Origin of the sequence: Vibrio sp. 10N.286.45.E10, from assembly GCF_002874195.2 — a bacterium.
In the GTDB taxonomy this organism is placed as follows: domain Bacteria; phylum Pseudomonadota; class Gammaproteobacteria; order Enterobacterales; family Vibrionaceae; genus Vibrio; species Vibrio crassostreae.
Window position 1 is genome coordinate 772,033 of record NZ_MCWD02000002.1, and the last position, 20,361, is coordinate 792,393.

Consider the following 20,361-nt stretch of genomic DNA (forward strand, 5'->3'; position numbering starts at 1 on the left):
AGTAGTAATAAAACGACGAATTAATTTAAATATATTGGAAAAGAACCAATATTATCTATAAAGAAGTGGAGTTAAAAAATGACTATTAAACGTTACGGTGTTGAAGGCGGTACAGGTACAGGCGGACAACATTTACCATTTGCACGCGCAACTGAAGCGGGTGGTTTCCTATACGTTTCTGGCCAGACACCGATGACAGATGGTGAAGTGGTAGAGGGTGGCATTGTAGACCAGTCTCGCCTAGCGATCCAAAACTGTGTCGATATCATGACTGAAGCGGGCTACGCCCTAGAAGACGTAATGCACGTAAAGGTTGTGCTAACGGATTCTCGTTACTTCCAATCTTTTAATAAGGTATTCAAAGAGTTCTTTGGTGCTAACCCACCGGCTCGTATCTGCATGGTTTGCGACCTAGTTGTAGACGTGAAGGTTGAAGTAGATGTGACTTGCTACCGCGCTGATCGCGTTTAGTAATAACCTAATCACAATTACCTACTTAGAGAGTATTAGGGGTTAGTCTTCCCTGTTATTATCCTTTAATACTCTCACCCTACATTTATAAAAATTACTTTAATTAAAATAGATAGAATCAATAAAGTAATTATATGAAATATAAAAATGAATGAATCATAAATAAAGTTCAAGAATGAACTCAATATTTCACTGAGAGGTGTCAAATGAACAGCACACTTTTTCTTACAGGCTTCGGCGTGTACGTATGTTTTTTAATTTGGTTAGGCTGGTTTGTCTCGCGTAATCAAAAATCTGGCGAAGATTTCTTATTAGGCGGCCGTGGCCTGCCACTGTTTTTAGTACTTGGTACAACTGTTGCGACTATGGTCGGCACGGGTTCAAGTATGGGCGCGGTTGGCTTCGGCTACGCAAATGGCTGGGCAGGTGCTCTGTACGGCATTGGTGGCGCTATAGGCATCCTATTGCTAGCCCTTTGGTTTGCTCCGGTTCGTAAACTGAACTTCATGACCATGAGTGAAGAGCTGGCTTACTACGTAGGCGCTAACCGAATCGTGAAAAACGTGGTTGGCTTACTTATCTTTATCGCGTCAATCGGTTGGTTAGGTGCGCACATTCTAGGTGGTGGCATGTACCTAGCGTGGATTGCAGACATCGACCTTAACCTTGCGAAAATCATTATTGCAGCGGCATTCACTATCTATGTTGTTATCGGTGGCTACACAGCGGTTGTATGGACCGATACGATTCAAGCAATCATCCTTTTTGCTGGCTTCATCCTAATGGCGGTAATGTCTGTTGATCACATTGGTGGCATGGACAACCTTTACGCTGCGATGGACCCTGCTGCTACAAGCTTTTTAGCAATCGATAAACTGGGCATTCTGCCTGCTGTTTCTCTGGCTGTGGTTATCGGTGTGGGTGTACTGGCAACGCCTTCATTCCGCCAACGCATCTATTCTGGTAAAGATGTTTCAACTATCCGTCGCTCATTCGTCGCTTCTGGTGTGTTGTACCTTTTCTTCTCAATTATTCCAGCAATCATTGGTATGGCTGCTCACGCAATCGACCCATCATTGGACAACCCGAACTACTCGTTTCCTTACGTAGCTGCAACGGTTCTTCCAGTTGGCGTAGGTATGATTGTTCTTATCGCTGGCCTATCTGCAACGATGTCGAGCGCAAGCTCAGATGCGATTGCCGGTGTATCTATCCTACTGCGTGACGTGTACGTGATGTTCACAGGCCGCGTACCAAACAAAGAATCAATGCTGAACTACTCTCGTCTAGCTTTAGTTGTGGTGATTGGCTTCGCACTACTGTTTGCACTGACCTCAAACGACATCATTGGCTACATCACTAAGATGATTTCAACGGTAATGTCGGGCATGTTTGTGTGCGGTATGTTGGGTAAATTCTGGAAACGCTACAACTGGCAAGGTGCGCTTGCAACGCTAGCGGGTGCTTCTGTCGCTTCATTCGTAGTAATGCTAAACGCTGACTACACAGCCTTCTGGGGCAACCCAGTGATTCCTTCATGTCTGTTTGCTCTAGCTGCAGGTGTGGCAGTGAGCCTATGTACTCCGGCTAACCAAGTAACACCTGAAATGGCAAAAGCGATTCTTGATGACGAGCGTGCTCTGATGGAGATGGAAATGTCTGAGTCTGGCGTACTTGAAGAAGAAGCGGCACCTCAACGTCCAGCAAATCAAACAAGCTAACTCAACGCTCCGCGGCGAGTTAGTACAGCAAAGTTAGTACGACAAACAGTGGAGTGATTTAGTTAGCTCAGGCTCTGCTTAGCGGCAGAGCCTTCTTCCCCATTTATCTCTATTTTAGGAGCGGCTATGCCTGCATCTTCTCATTTCAATATTGCTTTCTTTGGCGAATGTATGGTCGAAATCAGCGGCTCTCCATTAACCAAAAAGTTTGGCGGTGACACACTTAATACCGCACTTTACCTTTCTCGCTTAACTCAACATCAAAACATCTCTGTGCATTACGCGACAGGGCTTGGCAGTGATGAGCTGTCTCAAGATATGATTGATAGCTGGCAGTTAGAAGGTATTCAAACCAATTTCGTAGAACGCATTGTGAACAAGCTTCCTGGACTCTACATGGTCGAAACCGACGAGACAGGCGAGCGACACTTTCACTACTGGCGCAACGATGCGGCAGTAAAATCTTACTTCCATGCTAATGACTTGAATAAGCTTGAAATCGCTCTGACAGAGAAGCAAGTCGATGCGGTTTACATCAGCGGGATCAGTATCGCGGTTTTGGATGACGCCTCTCGTGAGCGCCTATTCAAAGCCATTAGCGTGTTCTCAAACCAAGGCGGAAAGGTGATTTTTGATAACAACTATCGCCCGCAACTTTGGAGCATCGAGCAAGCTCGACATTGGTATGCCAAGCTACTGCCGCTGGTGGACATCGCCTTGATTACCGAAGACGACGATCTACTTGTCTGGGGGAACTCAGAGAGCGTTCAACAACGCTGCCTCCGTTTGGGGTGCCAAGAGATCGTCATCAAGCGTGGCTGTGAGCCATGCAAGATTGTTCAAGTTGAACAAGGCGATGTTTTTGAGAGTTATGTATCCGCGACTCGTGTTTCTAACGTGGTCGACACCTGCGCAGCGGGTGACTCCTTCGCTGCGGGTTATCTGGCGGCGCGTCTTACAGGTGAGAGCACCAATGATGCAGCTGAACTGGGTCACCAATTGGCTTCTACCGTTATTCAATACTCAGGCGCGATCATCCCGGTAAGCGCTATGAATCACTTAATTAAAAAATAGAAAAACAAAGCGAATTTATTATGTCTCAAGAAATGATCAACACACTTAAGCAGTTCAAAGTTATCCCTGTTATCCAAATCAACAAGGTGGAACATGCGATTCCACTAGCAAAAGTGTTAGTAGAAAACGGCCTGCCAGTAGCAGAAGTGACGTTCCGTACCGAAGCAGCAGCGGATTCGATTCGTGCGATGCGTGATGCCTACCCAGAGATGTGTATCGGTGCTGGTACAGTATTAACGCCAGCGCAGATCGACCTTGCGAAAGAGGCGGGCAGCGAATTCATCGTAGCACCGGGCTTGAATCCAAACACAGTAAAACGTTGCCAAGAGATCGGTATGCCAATCGTTCCTGGCGTAAACAACCCAAGCCAAGTAGAGCAAGCGCTTGAGCTTGGTCTTAACTTCTTGAAGTTCTTCCCTGCTGAAGCGTCTGGTGGCATCAATATGGTGAAATCTTTGCTCGCGCCTTACGTTGATGTGTCGCTAATGCCAACGGGCGGTATCGGCAAACACAACGTCAATGATTACCTAGCGATCGATCGTGTGGTGTGTTGTGGTGGCACTTGGATGGTATCGCCAAAAATGATCGAGAACGAACAGTGGGACGAGATTGCAGTGTTGGTTCGTGAAGCCGTTGAATTGGTGAAATAGCTAAATTTAGAATTTATTAAAATAAATAATAGCTACTGAATATGAGCAGTAGCTATAAATACACTTCATACAATCAAAATAATTAATAAGAAATAAAAAGGTAGTCTCCGAATTTACACCTTTCTGCATATATCAATGTGCGGTGGGTTTTTATAATCATAATATCGGTGAACTATGAAAAAATTACTTTCTTTAACACTACTAGCATTATTACCAATGACCTCAACTGCCGGGGGTTATGTCGATTTAAGGGCAGAGTATCGAAGTACGACAGATCAGTATCGAAGTCGTTTTATTGTTGGTCACCATTTTGATAATGGGTATGGTTTAGAAACACTGACGAATGTTCGACATGCAGCGGGAGCGTATGACGAAACGAAGGTGATTAATACTGAGTTTACCCATTATTACACCTATGCCATCAATGACAATTTTATGCTGAACCCTGGCGTAGTGATGAATTTTCAAGGCTCAAATACCTTCTTGATGCCTTATCTAAAGCTCAACTACAACTTTGACAATGGGCTCTTTGTACATGGCCGTTATCGTTATGACTTTTCGACCGAAGCTTTAGTGAATGACTATGGCAATGAAGAGACAGCAAAGCGAAACCGTTATGATATTTGGACGGGATACAATACAGACAAATACATGATTTCGTATGCCTTTACGTATTTCGACCAGATTACGCATCATACGACAGAGCTTGCAACCGGCGATCTAAATGCCCGCGAGCATACCGTCAAAGCAGTTTACAAATGGAAACCAACAGTGAGGCCATACGCTGAAGTGGTTGATGCGGATACGGTGCAATCTGAAAATGATAAAACGGATTGGCGCTTCCGAGTTGGTGTTAATTTCTCATTCTAAAACAACATAGCCTAGTTATTTTTGTGAATAGGCTCTGATAAATAAAATACAATGAAAGTTATATAGGAAAACTAATAATGAAAAAAACTATATTGTCTCTATTGATTTCAGGTTCAGTAGTGTCTCCAATGGCGTTAGCAATGGCTCCGAATACCGATCTAAATTTAATGCCGTATCCACAGACAGTCGAGCTGCAAGCCGGGCAAGTTACGGTCGACGGTAACTTCAAGGTTTACATCAAAGGCTTTAACTCTGATCGCGTTGAATACACTGCGAAACGCTTTATCGATCGCCTAGAGCGCCAAACTGGCGTACCGATTTTAAACTGGCAGGTTGATAGCGAAGACGAAGCAAACCTGATCATAGATATCGACGCAGCACCAAAGTCTGAAATACAAAATATCGACTCTGTAGAGTCCTACAAAATTACCACTCAGGGTGAACAAATCACGCTGAGCTCTCCAAGCCCATACGGCACAATTCACGGCATCGAAACCCTTTTACAGCTCGTTGAAACCACAGCGACTGGCTACCATATTCCTGCCGTCACAATTGTCGATGAGCCTCGCTTCCGCTGGCGTGGTGTCTCTTACGATACGTCGCGTCACTTTATTGAATTCGATGTGCTGATTCGTCAGTTAGATGCGATGGCGTCGGCGAAGATGAATGTGTTCCATTGGCACTTCTGGGACGACCAAGGCATTCGCATTCAAACCGAATCATGGCCGCGTCTGTGGTCTGAAACTGCTGATGGTAATTACTACACCAAAGACCAAGTTCGTTACCTAGTTGAGTATGCTCGTAACCTTGGTATTCGTGTGATTCCTGAAGTCTCCTTGCCGGGCCACTCTTCTGCTGTGGCGCACGCTTACCCACGCTTGATGTCAGGTGGTGAAGGTCAAAGCTACGAACAAGAACGTGGCTGGGGCGTATTTGAGCCATTGATGGATCCACTTAACCCAGAGCTCTATGAAATGCTGGGTGACGTGTTCGACGAAGTGACAGAACTATTCCCAGATGAGTACTTCCACATTGGTGGAGATGAGCCGAACTATGCGCAGTGGAAAAACAGCGAAAAGCACCAAGAGTTCATTGAAGAGAACAATATTGATGGTGAGCGCGGCTTACAGTCTTACCTCAACGTAAAAGTTGAAAAGATGCTGGAAGAGCGCGGCAAGAAGATGACGGGTTGGGATGAGATTTGGCATAAAGATCTGCCAACCTCTATCGTGATTCAAAGCTGGCAAGGGCACGACAGCATTGGTCGTGCGGCGAAAGAGGGTTACCCAGGTATTCTGTCTACCGGTTACTACCTAGACCAACCTCAACCGACTAGCTACCACTATCGTAATGATCCAATGCCAAGCGGCATCACGGTTGACGATAAGCTGCACAGCGGCGAGAAGTTCGTGACTTACCAATGGCAAAAGCCTCGCTCTAAAGGCAGCCCACGTAAGGGAACACTGACCATCATTGAAGCGAAAGACGGTACTTTCCGCGCGTTCAGTGATTACAACGGTAAGTCTCGTGAAGAGATCTACATTCTTGATTATGTGCCGGGCAAAACCTTTGTTGGCCACTTCGATAACTTCATGTCTTACACCGAGTTCAACCTTAACCTCAATCCAAATGGGTTTGCGGAAGGCAGTTATCAGTTAATTGGTAACGTGCGTTGGCCAACCACAGGTGAAGTGATTGCGAGCAGCGATGTAGAAGGCAGCGTGATCCCTGAGCCAAACGGTGGCTACCCTGCGGAGCTAACCGACAAGGAAAAAGAGCTGATTTTAGGTGGTGAGATCACCATGTGGCTAGAAAACAAAGATAGCCTCACGGTAGAAAACTATCTATGGCCACGCAGCTATGCAATTGCAGAGCGTTTCTGGTCGGATGCTGAACTGACAGATGAGCGCAGCATGTACAAGCGCATGAAAGCGATGGATACATGGTCGGAAGTGTCGGTTGGGTTACGTCACCACGCCGATGCTGACATGTTATTGAAGCGCATTGCGAAAGGCCAAGATATTCACGACCTGCGCGTGCTAGCAAAATACACCGAGCCAGCACAGTATTATGCTCGCAACTGGGAGAAGTGGAATTCCACCGAACCTAAGGGCACCTTGTACAGCCAATACGAACGCCTAAACCGCTTCGTGGATGCGCTGCCAGTAGAAAGCTACGCGGTGTATGAGATGCAAGATTTGGTTAACGAAGTCGCGACGGGTAATCAACAAGCGCTTGAGCAACTTGCAGAGCATTATCATCAAGCAAAAGCGGCTGCACTCGCTGCTAAAACTGTCTTCGCAGGTAATGTGTCTTCGGTAGAGACTGTGATTGTCGCAGAGAAAACGGTGGAAGTCGCAGACTTGGGGTTAACCTTGATTGCTAAGGAAAAAGCGGGCGAAAAAGTTCGAGCATCAGACGCGAAAGCCTACCAAGCGATACTGTCTGATTCAGCGAAAATCTACGATGAATCGATCATTGCGATAGTTCGTCCAACGGAGTCACTGCTTAAGCACCTGAGCAAGTAAGCGAGATAGAATAAGTCACACGCTAATAAACTTCTTCAAACCGCCCTCTAGGGGCGGTTTTTTGTTCCAGAATTCCAATAGAGTATCAGGAACAAAACATCATGTAAGCGACGACTCACTGTCGGCACTCTTAAGCGTTAGCGTGAACGTCATTCCTTGTTCAGGGTTGTTCTTAGCAATTAGATAGCCTTGCATATCGCGCACATTGTTAGCGGTGATGGCGAGTCCGAGCCCGAGCCCTTCGCCCATTTTTTTGTTGGTGTGGAAGGGTTCGAAAATGGTTTCTAGTTGGTCTTCGGATACGCCACAGCCATTGTCTTGAACCTTGATGATAACTCGCTGCTGCTCGGTATGAGCGCTGATAACAATGGTTGCTGGTTTCTGATTTTTCGTGGCATCGACGGCATTTCTAAGTAGGTTGCCAAGCACTTGACGAAGCCGCGCCTCTTCTCCCATTACCATCGAAATATTGGAAGCTACACGCACGCGAATATCGACGTTTTCCAATTCGGCTTGATGAATACGTAGGATTTCTTGCAATGCGTCAGTCAGTGAAACTGGGTAGGGCTTTTCAAGTCTTTGAAAGGCGAACGACTTCAATTGGCTGGTCATGTTAGCCATTCTGTCGATTAGGCTCATGACCAAGTCCATGTTCGCTTTCAACATCTTAGTCTCGCCTCTTTCCATCAGTAACTGGTTACTCGAAAGCAGAGTTTTTAGACCGGTAAGCGGTTGATTAAGCTCATGAGTGATCGCACTCGACATACGCCCTAATGCGGCAAGTTTGCTTGATTCAACCAACTCTTGTTGTGCATCTTTGAGGTCTTGCGTTCGCTCTTCTACCCTCAATTGAAGTGTTTTATTGGCTTCCTGAACCGCGATCTCCGCTTTTTTACGTTTACTGATATCAATCACAGTACACAGGTAATAGGTTGTGGCATGCCAAGGAAAGGGGCTAATAGAGAACAACACCGGGAAGTAGCTGCCATCGCTGCGTCTTGCCATGGTTTCAACACTAGTGATCTCGGCCAGCTCCTGATGTTGCTCTAAGTTCTTCAACAACTGCAAAGTGGTTGAATTCGGGTTACTGGCCTCAAAAAGTTGCCATGCTTTGATGTTGTTGATCATCGAATCAGATAGGCAGAAGTAGTTTTTGGCCATCAGATTAATGTCGTGGATGTGGCCGTGTTTATCGATCAGCACAAGTCCAACGTGTGTCTTGTTGATCATTCCAGACAATCGTTTTTCAGATTCTTCAATCAGCTTTTGGATTCGTAGGTTGCTGAGTTTTTTCTGGCGTCTTTGGTAGAGAATGACCAGCAATAGCATGATGAAAAGACAGCCCACCGCCACGCTCCAACTTATCCAGTTAGTGGTTTGATTGAGGCTAGTTAATGGGGTGAGATAGGTTAAACGCCAATTGAGGTCATCTAATTTGATGGACTGAATTAGGTAATCCTTACCTTGCAGTCGCCAAACGCGAATGTGGGTTTGGTCGTACAACTCGCGTTTGGTGGCAGTAGGCTGAGAGTTGAAGGTGTCGTTAAACCAGTCAGCACTCAATCGGTTATCACTTGAGAGAAAGAACTGATCGCGAGGGTTCTGGAACAGGACTGCTTCGCCATCAGCAAACCATTGATCAGTCAGCAGCGATAAGTCAATTTGCACCGCAACAATGCCTACCACATCAGCGGCTCGATACACCGGAGCAGCAATAAAGTAATCTGGGGTTACGCCTTTGTTTTTGGTTACTACTGAAATCGCCCCACCTTGCTGGTGGATTTTCGACACAATCGTACTGGCGTTCTTTTTGCTCAGCTTGCTTCTTTCTACACTCGATACCAACAAATCACCTTCGCCAGAAAGCAGATACCAGCCCTTGGTGTTGGCCGCTTTATCCAGTTGAATCAGCTGTTTCTTAATGCGTTTTTCAAGGCGGGCTTCACCATCAATGAAACGTACACTGGTTTCATCGTTCGTCACTAGGTAGGGCAGATAATAGAAGCGTTTCAGGGTACGTCTGGCTTCGGCAATGTATCCGAGGAAGCGCTGTTCTGCATAGCGTTGGGCTTGTTCGAGCTTCCATTGGCTTATACCACTTTTGGTGGTTACCTGAACCAAACCAATTAATAAACAGGCACATAGGAATAACCAATATCGATTGTTATTCATCATTGCTGATCAAATCCTTTTAAAACTAGTGACTTGAGAAGGTTTTCTGTTTGCTTTTTAAGCGAATGGAGAGTGAGACAAGTTGAAGCTAGCAAACATTATAAAACTGTTAAAGGAGTGTTATTCAAAGTGGGAGCTAGCTCCTTTTCGTCTGCGGATTTTTTACATACCGTAGGCGACATTATTCAGAGGTAAGTGGCGGAACCAAACCATGCAGCGTATAGCTTTGATTGAAGATGATGCAATTGTGCGTCAAGCAACCAGCCAATGGTTACAATTAGCGGGCTTCGATGTCACCGCATTTGAGGTTGGGCAAGATGCGTTAAACGCGGTAGAGCAGGGTGATTTCCAAACCATCATCACCGACGTTCGTTTACCTGATATAGACGGCGTTGAGTTGCTTGCGCGATTTAAGCAGTTAGTACCTGAGGTACCTGTCATCTTGATCACTGGTCACGGTGATGTCGATATGGCCGTGAAAGCGTTACAACAAGGGGCGTATGATTTCATTGAAAAGCCATTCGACCCAGAGCGCCTCTCTCAAACGGTATCTGAAGCGGTCGACAAACATCAAAGTGGCCAAGACAGAAACAGTCGTCAGAACTATCTGGATAACCTGAAGGGTATTGAACAGGTTCTGATTGGCCGCAGTAAAGTGATGTGTGAATTACGAGAGCAAATACAAAAAGTCGCCTCGATTGATACCAATGTGATCATTTATGGTGAAACCGGCTGCGGTAAAGAGCTGGTCGCCTCTTGTCTGCATGAGTTTAGCCAGCGAAAACCTCATCCGTTTGTGCCGCTAAACTGTGGCGCGATTCCAGAAAACCTCTTTGAAAGCGAGCTGTTTGGACACGAAGCCGGAGCATTTACTGGTGCGGCCAAGCGACGTATTGGCAAGCTTGAATTTGCCGACAAAGGCACGGTGTTCCTTGATGAAATAGAGAGCATGCCATTGTCGATGCAGGTTAAGGTTCTACGAACTCTACAAGACAATGTTGTTGAACGTGTCGGTGGTAATCAGCAACAAAACGTTGACCTGCGAGTGGTGTCTGCTTCGAAAAGCGATCTACTCAATCACCCTGATTTTCGCCAAGATCTTTTCTATCGTTTGAACGTCGCACAGCTGCACTTACCTCCACTCAGTGATCGCGAAGAAGATGCCTTACTTTTGTTTGAACACTTCACCCAAGAAGCAAATCCCGAAACACGAATAGCCAGTGAGGCTGATCGTTACGCTTTATTGTCTTATGCGTGGCCGGGTAATGTGCGTGAGCTGCGCAATGTCGCGATTCGTTTTGCGTTAGATGAGAGCCTAACAGTTGGGGATATCTTGGCGTGTCGTCCCAACTCGGTAACGGAGTCTGCCACAGCGGGAATTCCGTTGGCGGTGCAGGTGCAGAGCTTTGAACGCAAGGTGATTCACGATGCGTTAGTGCGTTATCAAGGGCGTATTAATGATGTGATGCAAGATTTGGATCTACCTCGCCGAACACTGAACCAAAAAATGGTGCGCTATGCGCTGAATCGAAGCGACTATGTCGAATCTTAGTGAGCAACAAGACTGTAGTGTTTATTGAAAATTAATGAGCAATAAATGGCTCACACTGTATTTGTGATTTTATAACTGTTGGTCACATTTCTCACGTAAAGTGTGATGTGGCTAACTTTATATAGATGTTACTACCTGTTTTTAATGAGCAAAAAATGGCTCATGCTATCTGCACTGAATAAGCAATAATCCGCCTACTGTTATTGAGCTTTTTATTTAAACTTAATTAAATCAATAGCTTAAATTTTGGCATTGTGCTTGCTATCTAGCAATCGTTGTTAACAAAAATATAACGTGAATAACTCTACATGGAGAGTAATAATGAAATACAACAAGCTAGTTAAAACTTTAGCAATCGCAATGGCCTCTATCGGCCTTATCAGCAATGCCTCAGCTCAAGAGGATCGCAGCTACATTTTAGCGACGGCCTCAACGGGGGGGACTTACTATCCAGTGGGCGTCGCTTTGGCAACATTGAGTAAAGTTAAGCTTGCACCCAAGCAGCACTTCTCTTTGGCCGCGATCAGCTCTGCGGGATCGGGTGAAAACGTAAAACTGCTGAATGAGAACGAAGCACAGTTTGCCATTTTACAAGGTTTGTATGGCGCGTGGGCGTGGCAAGGGCTAGGTCCATATGAGAAATCAGGTCAACAAACACAGCTTCGTTCGGTGTCCATGTTATGGCAAAACGTAGAACACTTCATTGTGCGCTCTGACTTAGCCAAAACAGGCACTGTGAGCGACTTAGAGAACCTGAACGGTAAGAAATTCTCTATTGGTAAGAAAAACTCAGGTACCGAGAACTCGGGACGTCAGATCATGCAAGGCCTGTCCGTAGACCCAGAACAATTTAAACTTGCCTTTATGGGGTACGGCGGCAGTGCGAGCGCACTACAGAATGGCACGATTGATGGCATGAACACGCCTGCAGGCGTACCTGTTGGCGCGGTGACCCAAGCGTTTGCAGCCTTGGGTGAAGACATTCAAATCCTGTCGTTTACCGATACTCAAATTAAACAAGCGAACGGTGATTACAATATTTGGACAAAATATGAAATCCCTGCAAATACTTACCCGGGTGTAGATAAGCCAATCACCACCATCGCTCAACCTAACTTCCTAGCGGTTCGTGAAGACATCTCTGAAGAAGACGTGTACCAGCTAACCAAGGCTATCTATGAAAACCTACCTTTCCTACAAGGTATCCACAAAGCAACCAAAGCAATGGCACTCGATAAAGGGATTGCAGGCCTTCCTGTTCCGCTTCACCCGGGCGCGGCTCGTTACTATAAAGAAATGGGTATCGATATCCCTTCTGAGTTGATCGTCAACTAGCTAGTTCCCGACAAGTTATTGGTTGTCCACTGACCCTTCGTGACTTAATTGCTTGGTGCTCGTTCGCTAGAGAACGCGTTCGTGCACCACCTCACTTTATGGATTTTCTCTGCGCGTTTGGCTGTGGAGAGCAGGAGTTTTCTATGAGCGATTCGCTGCAGCAGGAACTGAAAAAATTTGAACTGCCGACCCGAACGGATTTTCCGTGGGTGGGCAAAGCGATAACGACAATGGGAGTAATCCTCTCCCTATTACACATTTGGTTTAACACCTTATCTACTTTACCAGAGCTTTGGATCTCGGCGACCCACTTTGCTGGCTTTGCGATCATTTGTGCACTTTGGTATCCCGCCCATATCTCGCTGAAAAAGAGCAAGATCGCTCTGGCGGTCGATATCGGAATCGCTTTGGCAGCTCTGGCTTGTCTTATCTACATCCCCTTTGCAGAAGATGCTTTGTATGAGCGAGGCGTGAAGTTTATCGCCAGTGATTGGTTCTTTTCTATCTTGGCCATTACCATCGTTATTGAGCTGATTCGACGCACCATGGGCTGGTTTATTCCGGTGCTTATCTTAGTGTGTTTGAGCTACGTAGTACTGTGGGGACAATGGACCAGCGGCATCTTCCATTTTCCGGGCTTGAGCCTTGAAACACTGCTTTACCGAAGCTTTTACTCATCAGAAGGGATGTTCGGTTCTATCTCAAGAATCAGCTGGACCTTCGTGTTCATGTTTATCCTATTTGGCGCATTCTTAGTGCGATCGGGCGTTGGTGATTACATTATTGATGTGTCTCGCGCCGCCGCGGGCAAAGTGATTGGTGGCCCTGGCTTTATTGCGGTGATTGGTTCTGGCTTGATGGGCTCAGTGTCCGGTTCGAGTGTGGCAAATACGGTTTCTACTGGCGTAATCAGTATTCCCTTGATGCAAAAAGCGGGTTTCCCTTCGCGCTTTGCCGCGGGTGTGGAAGCAGCTGCATCGACGGGCGGGCAGTTGATGCCACCTGTGATGGGCGCAGGTGCGTTTATCATGGCGTCTTACACGCAGATCCCTTATGTCGATATCATTGCGGTTTCCTTCGTTCCTGCGCTTATCTACTTTTTGTCGGTGGCCTTTTTCGTGCGTATTGAAGCAAAGCGTAGTGGTGTCCAAAAGGTCACTTCTGGCTGTGAACCGCTGTTGAAGGTATTACTGTCAGGTTGGCACAACCTGATCCCGTTAGCAGTGTTAGTGACTCTGTTAGTGAAGGGCTTTACGCCGACGTACGCTGCGGGTATCTCAATCATCTCGGTAGTTGTTGCTTCGTGGTTCTCCAAAAATCATAAAATGGGACCAAAGGCGATCATCGAAGCGCTTTCTCAAGGCGCGAAAAACATGGCGACTACGGCGGTGTTGTTGGTAGGTATTGGCCTCGTTATCAACGTGATCAGCACGACTGGTATTGGTAACACCTTCTCGTTGATGATCAATAGTTGGGCTAATGGTGACTTGTTGGTGATGATTGCCTTGATCGCGCTGGCATCTTTGATTCTCGGTATGGGCCTGCCCGTAACTGCGGCTTATATCGTGTTGGGTACTCTATCTGCTCCCGCTTTGTACAAGTTGATTGCTGAAAGCCAATTACTTGACCTGTTGGTTTCGGGTCAGTTACCTGAACAGGCGAAAGCGATCTTCATGTTGGCAGCGCCAGAAAAGCTGGAACTGCTTAATGCACCTATGGCTTTGGAAACCGCAAAAGAACTGATTGCGTTAGTGCCCGCTGATTTTGTGGAAACGCTGCTTGAACAAAGCTTAGGCTTGGAAGCGATCAGCCTTGCTCTGCTCTCTGCACACCTGATTATATTCTGGTTATCGCAAGATAGTAACGTGACGCCACCGGTTTGTTTAACCGCCTTTGCGGCAGCGACGATTGCTAAAACGCCGCCAATGAGAACGGGCTTAATGGCATGGAAGATCGCCAAAGGTTTGTATTTGGTGCCACTGCTTATCGCTTACACCAACTTGGTAAGTTGGGATGTGACCTCGGTTTTGGTTACCGGTGGCTTTGCTATTATCGGTACGTACGCGTTTATCGCAGCGATTGAGGGTTACCTAGAAAGTGAAATCAATCTCGTTCTTCGTGTTGTATTGATTGCATTGGGGGGCGCTTTGGTTTGGCCTGATGTGTCGATCGTGATCCGCTTGGTATGTGTGGCGCTGTTTGTTGGCATTTTTGTCTACAGCGGCCGCAAATACGATTCTAATCAAGTGAAAAAGGAACAAGAACGTGAGGAGTCAAAATTGCCTCAAACCGGGTCTAACGCTGTCGCGGCTTCCCTATAACTAAAAGGACTGAGTGTAGGAATATTATGAACTCAATATACGACTATATTATCGTTGGTGGTGGCATTGTTGGCGTATCGACCGCATGGCAATTACAACAAGCTCACCCTGATAAAAGTATCCTTTTAGTCGAGAAGGAGCGCGGCTTTGCGCAGCACCAAACTGGCCACAACAGTGGTGTGATTCACGCAGGCGTTTACTACGCTCCAGGCAGTTTAAAGGCGGATTTCTGTAAGCGTGGCGTCGAGCGCACCATCGCCTTTTGTAGCCAACACGATATTCCCGTTGAAAACTGCGGTAAGTTGTTGGTCGCGACTAATGAGCAGGAAGTGAAGCGCATGAACGCGCTCTATCAGCGTTGCCACGATAACGACATTGATGTCGACCTCTTGGACCAAGCGCAGCTCAAACTTGCCGAGCCTAACATCACGGGCTTGGGCGCGATTTATGTCAAAACCACTAGCATCGTCGATTACAAAAAAGTCACCGAAGTAATGGCTCAAGAGTTTGTTGAAGCGGGTGGCAAGCTCAGCCTCGGCACTGAAGTGATTATGGCGGATGAGCAAGAGGATGAGGTGCAGTTAACATGCAAAGTAGATGGTCAGACTCTACAACTCAATAGTCGATTTTTGATCACTTGTTCTGGTTTGATGGCGGATAGAATGACCAGCATGCTTGGCATTGAAACCGACTTCCAAATCGTGCCTTATCGCGGTGAATACTATCAGCTTGATCCTAAACATAACCAAGTGGTGAACCACCTTATCTATCCGATCCCTGACCCTGAACTGCCTTTCCTAGGCGTCCATTTAACACGCATGATTGATGGCTCGGTAACGGTAGGACCTAACGCGGTTCAAGGGTGGAAGCGAGAAGGTTACGGTAAGCTTAATTTTAGCGTTAAGGATACCTTGCAGATGCTGAGCTTTACTGGTTTTTGGAAGGTGACGGCTAAGCACCTAAAAACCGGTTTGGTTGAGTTTAAAAACTCGTGGTGGAAGCCGGGATATCTAAAGTTGGTTAATAAGTACTGCCCAAGTATCACTGTGTCTGACTTCAAGCCATACCCTGCAGGTATTCGTGCTCAAGCGGTACTCAAAGATGGTACCTTGGTTTATGACTTCCTGTTTGCGGAGAGCCCAAGAAGCTTGCATGTGTGCAATGCACCATCGCCAGCGGCGACCTCAGCGATGCCTATTGGCGAATACATTTGTGGCAAGATAATGCGTAAAACAGCCAGTTAAATAGCCCTAGCCTCAGTAATAAAAAAGACCATCTTGATGATGGTCTTTTTTATCAGCCGCCTACAAAATCGTGTGCACGATACACTACAGGCAATAGAGTGAGCTACGACTTCGAAGTGCTACTTCTTCACCGCTGTAACTGTCATAGATGTGGATATCAGGCTCCGCTTTTAGGTATCGAGCAGGGTTCTTTACTTCACGCATCTTGATGTAGTTTTTGTTCGGTGAGACTCGCTCAATTGCTTCTACTCGAAAGTAGGTGTTTGGCTTCGCGAGTATTTCTGCTTCATCTGGTTTGAACGTATACGCGTTAATGGCGCGACCTGCCGACTTGAGTTCAATTTTGAATTGAGCAGCAGAAGCACCTTCATAAACACCGGCTGAAGAAAAGTTCTTGGCGACACTTGGTAGAGTCGATGTCGACAAAAATGCTTTCTCATGCAGAATATCACCCACGTTGAGTTTATCGAGTAGTGAGTTCTTGATGGATGAGCCACGGTAAACCGTACCTTTGTAGTTAGGAAGTTTATTCATGACATTTCGCATGTGGAATACGCGTGATTTCAATGTACGACCAAACATTTCGGATAAGTAGCCTTCAGGCTCTCCCGCTCTCATGTATTCATTCACCACATCATGGTCAACTCGGCCGTAATTCTTGATGGCAGAGTACTCTTCACTGATCATCTTTTTTTCAGCTTTTACATGGTGTGTCGTTGCCCAATCCATCAAGTCATCCGCAATTTGTTGTTGCGCCTGATAGGAGAGTGAACGCCCTTTAAACTCAGGAAACTCCTCACTTTGTGCCGAAAAACTTGTCATTAAAGAGAGACAAAGCACCCAAATAAATCTTTTCATTGCTTGATCCTTAGCTTATGTACAAACGAGAGAGTGCCAAAATGACGCTTCTACTTCTTCGCCTGAGTTGAGGTTATATTTCTGAGTATTTTTGACGGCAGATGCCTTCACCGTTTCCACGCCGATGTAGGTATGGGTAGAGGTTCGCTCTATCTGGGTGATTCGAAAGTGTGCATTTGGCGCAAACAGAACCTCTGCTTCTTTGCTGTATTCCGAAAGCCCTGCAATGGTGTGACCCCCTTGATTGATCTTTACTTCAAACAGCACTCGCTTGAGCCTTTGTGGGGAGTTGGGATGCACTACCGAAAAGCGCTTAGCAACTTCTGGGAGAGTAGAGGTTGAAGTAAATGCTGGCTCGACCAACACGTCCCCCTCTTCGAGCTTGTTAAGCAGAGATAGTTTTACCCAAGTCCCTCGATAGGCGGTCCCTTTGTATTTTGGCAGCTTGTTGAGAGCCGATTTAACCGTGCGAATGTACTGCCTCGCATCCGCCCCCGCGACACCCCATGTTGAGGTGTCAGTTGCTCTTAGGTAGTCATTAGCGGTCTGATAGCCGGAAATTGAAAAGTCTTCCACAGCTTCCTTTTCATTGGCAGTTATGAAGGAGTAGCGCCAACCATTGGAAGCCTTTGACCAGTCTTTGAAGTCTTCTGCCAGCTGGGTTAATTCTTCCTCTGAACGGTTTGGCTGTTTGAGCGAATCAAACGGTTGAGAGAAGGCCGTAAAACTCAGACAACAGAGCAGTAATAAAAAACGAGTATTCATAGTGTCCGCCCTTTATTAGTATTGGTAGCTGTTAGGGCTTAAATCACATGGAATGCCGAAAGTGTTCTGATTGATGACGGCATACTTCAGAGCCCCAAACATATTGAGCTGTTGGCGAGTGACGGCGTCGTACCATTCTGAGATAGGCGAAATCCAATACAGGTCATCATCAGCCGCAACATCAAGCAGTGCGCTCTTAAGGTATGGGTAGTAAATCATGCAGCTACGGCCCGGTTTATCGGTAAAGTTTTCGTTTGTATTGCTTAACTTATCGAGCTTTTGATTGAGTTCAGACGTTGGGTTAAAGATGGCATCGATAGAGCGCTCAATGCGCGCATCGTAGCTATCAGGGATGATGTCTGAAATCAGGTAGCGCATAAGGTGAGCTGGCAGCATCTCTGAAAACAGAGCGGTGACTTCACCTTCCCCAGAGGCGTAGTGCCCAGTAGAGATATGCTGAGAATGGATGATCGATGTATAGCGCTGGAATTGGCCCACTTGTGAATGTAGCCACTCAACACCGTTGCTGTCGGAGACACTCATCGCTTCAGCAAGACGAGTTTTTACGATCCCTTTCGCGAGTTGCAGCGTGTTGCCTTCCAGATGAGCAAGATCCAGTGAGGATGACTTCAGTGCGGAATAAATTAGTGGTGCATTTTTTTGAAGATCAATGCTACCTGGATAAGTGAAGCTATAAAATTCGACAGCTCTCTTAGCTTGCCACTCGCTCTCTAGCGCAGCGGTAATCAAGCCACCAAGCTTTTGATAGCGCTTCGAGTGCACATAGGCGCCTTTGCCGGAGTAGTTTGCGTGCCAATTGTTGATGTAATGCAGCGACGCTTGTCGTGAAAGGTTCTCTTTTTGAAGGTAAGACAAGCTCCACCCAGCACATGCGCTACCGCCACCACATTCACCTTCAAGCATTGCGCTTGAGTCCAGTAACCAGTGATAAACCTGTTGTTTGTCGAATTCGGCTTGCTGTTTTAGACGTTGCTGCGCAGAAAAGTCCAACAGCTGTTGTTCCAACCAACGCTCCTCAGCTTCGGCATTCCAGCCATGATCAATTAGGCTACTAAGTGAATCGAAAAGCACGCGTTTTACTGCTTCTTTGCTTGGCGAGGAGATCTGAGCAATCACGTTATCTTCAGATGAAATAAATGGGCGAGTTTCTGCCGGCACCCAAGCGTACTCAACACAACCTCTAAAGTTTGGATCGCCTCCTAGAATGCCAATACGAACGCATTTTTCGTAACCACTTTGAAGGACGATCTCTTTGTTGCGTATTTCTTGTGTTGTTGCTGGGCGTCCTAAAATGCTGCGTGTCATCTCGTCAATGGCGCTGCGCTCTGCTTGTCCTTTGAAGAAATTATGCATGGTGTCGACCGAGCCTGAACGGAATAGTCGCTCTATGGCGATATCACCTTGTGTGAACATATCTCTTTGCAGCTTACTCATCAGCAGATTGATATGGTTATCTGCCGTTTCAATGATCTGGGTTTTGGCTGCAAGTGTGCGAGCATATAGCTGTTGAACTGCAGCTTGATCAAGCCCTTCAATTTGACCTGTTCGTAACTCATTCAGTTTGGCAATTGCTTGATCTAGCAGGTTCTGCTGACAGTGCTGAAGTTTGGCCAATGCGCGGTTCGCTTGGCGTTTTGAAGGTAGTGCTGGTGGCAGGGAATTACTCTCTTCAATATCATGATCAGGATAAAGGTCTGCCAGTACACGAGTTTCCTCGTTACAGCTAGCGGCAATGTCTGATGCAAACAGACGAGAGTCTTTATGGTCGAGAGCCAGTTGGCTAAAGATGGCCTTGCGGAGCTCGTGGTCGACCGCGGTGATCAGCTCTTCCGCCATAATGGTCTGAGCCTTTACCACTTCTTGATAATGTTGTTGGTATTTGAGGGCAAGATCGGTGGCAAAGCCTCGTGCAACGGCGTTCAACATCGCTTGCTGATCTGAGGCGAGTTCTGCCCAATAAATTTTGTCTCTTAAATCTTGCTGGGTGACGAGATCCTCATGAACGTGATAACTGTAATGGTTACCTGCTGCAATTCTATCCCAGCGACTACTCAAAATTTGGCGGTCGATCTCTCTCGCGGGCAGCTTTAAAACGCCAAACCAATCGACGAGTCCCATTACAGTGGCAAATCGATCGTAAGAGGTACGTGATTCATCTTGGAAGCTAGTTGCGACCTCATTTGCCCAAAGTCCAACGGCAACCGCGTCGCCAATCGGTCCCAGAGCTTCTAATGCGCCTTGCGCTAGCCCCGTCGTTGAGCGGCCTAATGTGTCCATCAGTCTTGCCGCTTCTTCAGGTGCTAGCGTAACAGCTGAGGCGGGTCCTGTTTCTAGCAAGGTAGCAGTTTCAGGGAAAACATCACTGGCTTCAGAGAGAGAGGGTTTTAAGTCGACAATGTGCTCTGGTGCCGATGGAAAAAGGTTTTCAGGCGTAATACCTTCACCGAAGGCATCATAGTTTTTCTGTCGGATCTGATGAAAGCTTTCGCTGTCCAAGACGTTATATTCGTCGCCGATGTTACAGACCTGAAAGGCATTAACGTTGGATGAAATCATAGCAGTAATAAGTGCTATTTTTTTTAACTTCATAGGTTTATCCTTATTGTTAGTGAAGTTATATGCTTAATTTAGAAAGCAAAAAGCCTCTCCTTGCCGAGATGGAAAAGAGACAGCTAGAGGTTGTGTGTAGGGGTACTTCGAGAAATCGTTTACTCAAATCACCCGGGCAGTGAAATGAGGTTTTCGCCTTGGCGTTGTGATTAGGGGAATTGCCTCCCCC

At 46.5% G+C, this 20,361-nt stretch carries 14 protein-coding genes; 10 read left to right on the forward strand and 4 right to left on the reverse strand.

Translation table 11 applies throughout. The annotated features are described in order from the left end of the window. Positions 1-78: 78 nt before the first annotated feature. The 6 genes from BCU34_RS16545 to BCU34_RS16570 all read left to right on the forward strand — a co-directional run bounded on the left by BCU34_RS16545 (position 79) and on the right by BCU34_RS16570 (position 7,314). Positions 79-471, forward strand: coding sequence for a RidA family protein (locus BCU34_RS16545; protein ID WP_102431864.1), 393 nt, complete (start codon positions 79-81; stop codon positions 469-471). A 206-nt stretch (positions 472-677) separates the two neighbouring features. Beyond that, on the forward strand, positions 678-2,192 hold the full coding sequence (locus tag BCU34_RS16550; protein ID WP_102479719.1) for a sodium:solute symporter family protein: 1,515 nt from the start codon (positions 678-680) through the stop codon (positions 2,190-2,192). A gap of 126 nt (positions 2,193-2,318) precedes the next feature. After that, complete coding sequence (locus tag BCU34_RS16555) at positions 2,319-3,266, forward strand: sugar kinase (RefSeq protein ID WP_102479718.1); 948 nt, start codon at positions 2,319-2,321, stop codon at positions 3,264-3,266. Positions 3,267-3,286: 20 nt separating this feature from the next. Beyond that, positions 3,287-3,916 (forward strand): bifunctional 4-hydroxy-2-oxoglutarate aldolase/2-dehydro-3-deoxy-phosphogluconate aldolase, encoded by a 630-nt coding sequence (locus BCU34_RS16560; protein ID WP_102479717.1) that lies wholly within the window; start codon positions 3,287-3,289, stop codon positions 3,914-3,916. A 174-nt stretch (positions 3,917-4,090) separates the two neighbouring features. Then, entirely contained in the window at positions 4,091-4,786 is a 696-nt protein-coding gene (locus BCU34_RS16565; protein WP_102480235.1) for an oligogalacturonate-specific porin KdgM family protein, read from the forward strand. Between the two features lie 77 nt (positions 4,787-4,863). Further along, on the forward strand, positions 4,864-7,314 hold the full coding sequence (locus BCU34_RS16570; protein ID WP_102480707.1) for a family 20 glycosylhydrolase: 2,451 nt from the start codon (positions 4,864-4,866) through the stop codon (positions 7,312-7,314). Positions 7,315-7,413: 99 nt separating this feature from the next. Here the strand turns inward: BCU34_RS16570 and BCU34_RS16575 are convergent, their stop codons facing one another. Beyond that, positions 7,414-9,489: an ATP-binding protein gene (locus BCU34_RS16575; RefSeq protein WP_048660489.1), complete on the reverse strand. Its 2,076-nt coding sequence runs from the start codon at positions 9,487-9,489 to the stop codon at positions 7,414-7,416. A 208-nt stretch (positions 9,490-9,697) separates the two neighbouring features. Between BCU34_RS16575 and BCU34_RS16580 the strand changes: the two genes are divergently transcribed. The 4 genes from BCU34_RS16580 (at position 9,698) to lhgO (ending at position 15,938) form a co-directional block, all read left to right on the forward strand. After that, the gene (locus BCU34_RS16580) at positions 9,698-11,038 is read left to right on the forward strand and encodes a sigma-54-dependent transcriptional regulator (RefSeq protein ID WP_048660488.1); all 1,341 of its coding nucleotides are present in this window, start codon (positions 9,698-9,700) and stop codon (positions 11,036-11,038) included. A 321-nt stretch (positions 11,039-11,359) separates the two neighbouring features. Continuing rightward, positions 11,360-12,373, forward strand: a complete 1,014-nt coding sequence (locus BCU34_RS16585) for a TAXI family TRAP transporter solute-binding subunit (protein WP_102480706.1) — start codon at positions 11,360-11,362, stop codon at positions 12,371-12,373. Positions 12,374-12,516: 143 nt separating this feature from the next. After that, positions 12,517-14,694, forward strand: coding sequence for a TRAP transporter permease (locus BCU34_RS16590; protein WP_102480705.1), 2,178 nt, complete (start codon positions 12,517-12,519; stop codon positions 14,692-14,694). 26 nt (positions 14,695-14,720) lie between these two features. Continuing rightward, the gene (gene lhgO, locus BCU34_RS16595) at positions 14,721-15,938 is read left to right on the forward strand and encodes an L-2-hydroxyglutarate oxidase (protein WP_102480704.1); all 1,218 of its coding nucleotides are present in this window, start codon (positions 14,721-14,723) and stop codon (positions 15,936-15,938) included. 84 nt (positions 15,939-16,022) lie between these two features. Here the strand turns inward: lhgO and BCU34_RS16600 are convergent, their stop codons facing one another. Genes BCU34_RS16600 through BCU34_RS16610 form a run of 3 tightly spaced genes read right to left on the reverse strand, consistent with a single transcriptional unit; the run spans position 16,023 to position 20,171 of the window. Continuing rightward, positions 16,023-16,796, reverse strand: coding sequence for an ADP-ribosyltransferase (locus tag BCU34_RS16600; RefSeq protein WP_102480703.1), 774 nt, complete (start codon positions 16,794-16,796; stop codon positions 16,023-16,025). 15 nt (positions 16,797-16,811) lie between these two features. Next, on the reverse strand, positions 16,812-17,561 hold the full coding sequence (locus BCU34_RS16605) for an ADP-ribosyltransferase (RefSeq protein ID WP_102480702.1): 750 nt from the start codon (positions 17,559-17,561) through the stop codon (positions 16,812-16,814). Between the two features lie 15 nt (positions 17,562-17,576). Continuing rightward, positions 17,577-20,171, reverse strand: coding sequence for a hypothetical protein (locus tag BCU34_RS16610; protein WP_102480701.1), 2,595 nt, complete (start codon positions 20,169-20,171; stop codon positions 17,577-17,579). Positions 20,172-20,361 lie beyond the last annotated feature (190 nt).